The organism is Mycobacterium sp., assembly GCF_046091765.1.
Lineage (GTDB): Bacteria > Actinomycetota > Actinomycetes > Mycobacteriales > Mycobacteriaceae > Mycobacterium.
The window spans coordinates 1-4582 of sequence record NZ_JBJTCF010000021.1 but is presented as its reverse complement, the minus strand read 5'-3'; the positions used below and the strand labels follow the sequence as shown (position 1 = coordinate 4582).

Here is a 4582-nt window from a genome sequence, read left to right as displayed (position 1 = left end):
GGCCGATCTGGCGCAGACGGTGATCACTGACGTGCTCTCCAACGGGGCGCTGCACGTGGCCGTCGGCTTCGCCCTCGGTCAGGGCGTCGGATCGCTCTTCGGCGAGAACCTCATCGGCGGCGCGGTCGGCCTGGTGGTCGGCGCGGCGGCGACGTCGCTGATCAGCGTGACGGCGTTCATCGCGCAGTTCTTCGTGCCGGTGCTGCTGTCCGCGATCACCTCGGTCGCACCGGCCGCCAGCGAGAACGACTCGGCGCCCGCGTGGGCGTGGTGGGTGCCGGTCACGGTCTGACGCGGCTCAGTTCTCCGGCGGTCCTGAAGCAGGGCGCGGCCAACTTGGCCGCGAGGTGAGATGCCAACCGCCGCAGTCCTCGCAGCGATAGCACCGGCGCACGGTCCACGTGCTGTGACCTCCGTCGAGCGCGATGCGTGCTCGTGTGTGGCGGGCTAATTCCAGCGCGATTCTGGCGTCCTTGCGCTCGCCGTATCGCTGCTTGCCGCTCTGTGGGCAGCGCGGCCACTGGTGCGCCCGGCGCCGCCGTCGGGGTGCAGGGTTATCGGGAATGCGTCGGAAGGCGGTCACGGCTGCTGCTCCTCGGGTTACTCGATGCGATGCATCCAGTACGCCACGCGGCCGATCTCCGCGCGCACGTAGTCGCCTACCCGATTATCGTCAGCAGGGTACTTATCCGGCAGGCCTGCAGAAGGTCGACCGACACGCTTGAATGACCACCGTGGGCGCACAGTCGATTCTCACCGCGTCGGTCATCACCATGGACGCGGCCCGGCCGCGCGCCGAGGCGGTGGCCGTGGACCGCGACTCCGGGTCGATCACGGCGGTGGGGTCGCTGGCCGACTGCCGGGCGGCCGCGCCCGAGGCGACCGTCGAGGACCTCGGCGCGGGGGTGCTGATGCCCGGGTTCGTCCAGGCGCACGACCACCCGGTGCCCGCCGCACTGCTCTGCCAGCAGCCCGCGCACTGGATCGCCCCGTTCGTGGGCTACCCGACGTGGGAGGACGTCGAGGCGCTCTTTGCGACACTGCGCGCCCAGACCCCGGCCGGGCAGCCGCTGATGTTCAACGGCCTGGACCGGCTGCTGCTGTCCATCCCGATGCCCGACCGTCAGAGCCTGGACCGCTACTTCCCCGACCACCCGGTGCTGATCTTCGACATCACCGGCCACGCGCTGTACTTCAACTCCCACGCCACGGTGCTGTTCGGCTGGAAGAACGCCACACCCCCGCCCGACGTGCCCGACGCGCGCTGGACCCGTCGCCCCGACGGCACCGCCGGGGGAGTCGGCTACGAAACCCAGGCCACGATGACCGCGCTGGGCGCCTTCCTACCCGGGGTGGTTCCCTCGCCCCTGGCCAACCTCGGCGCGTGGTATTCCACGTTGGCGCGCAACGGATTCACCGCCGTCGGCGATCTCGGGTTCGTCAGCAGGCTGCGCGCCCCGATGGAGGCGCTGGCCGGCCTGCCCGGCTGCCCGGTGCGCTACTGCCTCTACCAGACCACCTATGACCCGGCGGCGGGTAAGGACCTCGACTTCGGTGCGCTCTCCGGGATGATCCGCCGCGTCGGCTACAAGATCTGGATGGACGGCAGCCCGTCGATCGGCACCGCCTCGATCAGCGTTCCCTACCTGGACTCCCCGCGCGCCCGTATCGCCGACGTGCCGGTCGGCAGCGTGCCCGGACTCTCTGTGCTGAACTACACCGCCGAGCAGTTCCTGGAATTGATCTCCAGGTTCGCCGCCGAGGACGTCCAGATCGCCACCCACATCAACGGCGACGCGGGCATCGACGTCGTCCTCGACGGATACGAGCAGGCGCTGGGCCGGCTGGGACTGGCCGGCAGTGACCACCGTTGGCGCCTGGAGCATTTCGCCACGCCCAGCCGCGAACAGAGCGCGCGCACCGGCGCGCTGGGGGTGACCGCGTCGATGTCGCCGTTCCAGTCGCTGTACTGGGGTGACCTCTACGACGGGGTGATCTTCGAGCCGTCCTACGGCGCGCGCTGGCAGCCCTACCGCGACGCCTACGACGGCGGGGTGCGGCCCACCTTCCACAACGACGGGTACCTCTCGCCGCCGCTGCCGTGGCTGAACATCCAGAACGCGGTCACCCGGCGCAGCGCGTCGGGCACCGTGCACGCCCCCGAACAGTCGCTGACCCTGCACGAGGCGCTGGAGGCGCACACCATCAATGCCGCCTGGCAGCAGAAGCGCGACCACGAGATCGGCTCGATCACCGTCGGCAAGCTCGCCGACTTCGTTCTGTTCAACAACGATCCCTACACCGTCGACCCCGCGCGCCTGCAGGACACCATGGCCACACGGGGCACCTGGATCTCCGGGCGGCGGGTGGACCTGGATGCGTTCATGGCCTCGGTCACCGCCGCAGCGCACGCCTTCGACGCCGCGCTGCTGGGGGCCACGCAGCCGCCGTGCTGAGCATGGACGGCCTCGACCCGCGATGAGCCCGACCGAGCGGATGATGAGCGTGCTCGCCCGGCTGCAGCGCGACCCCGCGTGCACCTGGCGCACCGAGGAGTTGCGGCAGGGCATCGAAGGATATGAGGACACTCCCGCCGGAGATCGGAACTGGCAGTACGACTCTGAGGCGCTGCGCGCCCGGGGACTGATCATCACCGGGATCAGCTCATCGCGCGCGGTGCGGCGTACCGGGGTGCGCTACGGGCTGCCGATCAAGCCCGGCAATCTCTATCTGACCGAGGGCGAGCACGCCGCGCTGATCGAGGCCCGCCGCGCCCGCGGGACGACGCAGATCCCCAACCCGCTGGCCGGCGAAACCAGCCGCGGACGGCCCCTGGAGATCATCGGCGAGGCCCTGCGCCGGCTGGAGGAGCACGGCGGGTGGATGACGGTCGGTGAGCTCGCCGCGCAGATCGGCCAACGCCCGGCGCGGCTGCTGGAGCGGCTCACGCTGGCCTGGTGCCTCGACGTCGACTGTCGCTCGGTGTTCCTCGATGGCCTGCAGGTGCAGCTCTGCGACGGCGAGCGCGACCTCGCGCCCGCGCGGGCGCGGGTCTGCGTGGTGCGCGGCCCCGACCCGAACCATCCGCTGCGCGACACCGGGCTGGCGCTGCTGGGAGCGGGCGCCTACACCCTGGCGGAGACCGCCGAGCGCCTGGAGCTGATCGAGGACGTGCTGGCCGGACGCGTGCCCGGGGCCGTCACGCAGCTCACGTCCGCGAAGGCCAAGCTGCTGCGGTGGCAGCGCAGATTGCGCGAGAACCTGCGCTAGCCGATTTCTTTCGTATGTCGGCGAGACGATGGGGAAGAGGGCGCCGGGAGGGCGTCCGGGAATGAGAGGGGGTAATCCATGTCGGCAGAACTGACCGCGACGATGCTCGTGTGGCCCAGGCCGTGCGGCCACGGGGGGATGGTGCTCGAACTCGTCGAGCACTTCACCCCGTACTGGCTGTGCCGGCGAGGGGGACGCGCGCTGACCGCACGCGTGCCCACCCGCGAGAGGGTGCCGGTGACCGGGCTGGCGCTGGCGTGTCCGGGCCGGGCGGCCTGCGACCGCGGGGACGACTACGAGCGCTGGGCAGGCCGCCGGATGACGCTGCTGCGCTACCGCGGCTGCGTGCTGGCCGACGAGGAAGTCGCGCAGGCCCGCGATGCCGGACTGCTCATCGAAGTCGTCGACGTCGACGGCGAGAATCGCACAGAGAGGAACACCCGATGAAGACACTGGGATGCGAGCGATCGCTGCAACTGTTCGCGCCCGCGACGTGGACCGCGCACACCGTGTCGGCGTCCTGCGGCGCGGTCTACCCGGGTCTGCGGCCGGTCGGATCGTGGCTGCTGCACCGGGACGGTGAACTGCGCGGGCTGGATCCCGACGGCGCGGGTTGGTGCGACCGCGACAGCGCCGAGCCGATCGACCTCGGTGGGCGCAGTTTTGTGCTGGCCTACGGGTCCAACGCGGCCACGGCCAAGCTGCTCGCGCGCGAGGAAGAGGAAGGTTTCTTCTGCGGCGAGCCGGTGATCGCGCTGCGCGCAGCGGTGTTCGGCTGGGCTGCGGTGTGGTGCGACGCGCGCCGTCAACGTGACGACTCGGTGGTGGCTACCCTGGCACCGGTACCCAACCGCGTCGAGGTGCACCCAGTGCTGGCGCTGACCCGAGATCAGTTGGGCGCCATGAACTCCTGGGAGGGCCACCCGAGGTTCTACGAGCGCACCGTGCTGGAGGCGCAGGTGCAGTGGGAGTCGGGGCGGCGGGCCGAGGAGGTCATCGAGGTTTATCTCGGGACATCCGAGCGACGTCCCGTGCTCGAACTCGACGGGCATCCCGCGTTGCTGGCCGAGGTGTCCTACGACGAGGTCGACGACTACGTGCGGAGTCGTCGATGAGCACCCGCGTGTTCGTCTACGGCACCCTCAAACCGGGTCAGCACCGCTGGCCGGCTCTGGCCCGCTTCGCCGACGGCGAGCGGTCCGAGGCGCAGGCGGCCGGTCGGCTCTTCGATCCCGGCTGGGGCTGGCCCGCCGCGGTGTTCGATGCCGAGCACACCGGGCGGATCCCCGGCGTAGTGGTCGCGATCGCGCCG

6 protein-coding genes are annotated in these 4582 nt (G+C 70.8%); all 6 read left to right on the top strand.

The features are described from left to right. A partial coding sequence (locus ACKOB8_RS02165; protein ID WP_526375180.1) for a hypothetical protein occupies positions 1 to 292 on the top strand: 292 nt, incomplete at its 5' end. A 442-nt stretch (positions 293 to 734) separates the two neighbouring features. Continuing rightward, positions 735 to 2456, top strand: a complete 1722-nt coding sequence (locus ACKOB8_RS02160; RefSeq protein WP_526375178.1) for an amidohydrolase — start codon at positions 735 to 737, stop codon at positions 2454 to 2456. Between the two features lie 22 nt (positions 2457 to 2478). Continuing rightward, entirely contained in the window at positions 2479 to 3270 is a 792-nt protein-coding gene (locus ACKOB8_RS02155; RefSeq protein WP_526375176.1) for a hypothetical protein, read from the top strand. A 78-nt stretch (positions 3271 to 3348) separates the two neighbouring features. Next, positions 3349 to 3717 (top strand): hypothetical protein, encoded by a 369-nt coding sequence (locus tag ACKOB8_RS02150; protein WP_526375174.1) that lies wholly within the window; start codon positions 3349 to 3351, stop codon positions 3715 to 3717. Continuing rightward, positions 3714 to 4385 carry a hypothetical protein gene (locus ACKOB8_RS02145; protein WP_526375172.1) on the top strand — a complete coding sequence of 224 codons (672 nt, stop codon included), beginning with the start codon at positions 3714 to 3716 and terminating at the stop codon, positions 4383 to 4385. The genes ACKOB8_RS02150 and ACKOB8_RS02145 overlap by 4 nt, the downstream gene beginning before the upstream one ends. Further along, positions 4382 to 4582, top strand: a 201-nt coding sequence (locus ACKOB8_RS02140; RefSeq protein WP_526375170.1) for a gamma-glutamylcyclotransferase, incomplete at its 3' end; no start/stop codon positions are given. The genes ACKOB8_RS02145 and ACKOB8_RS02140, both read left to right, overlap by 4 nt.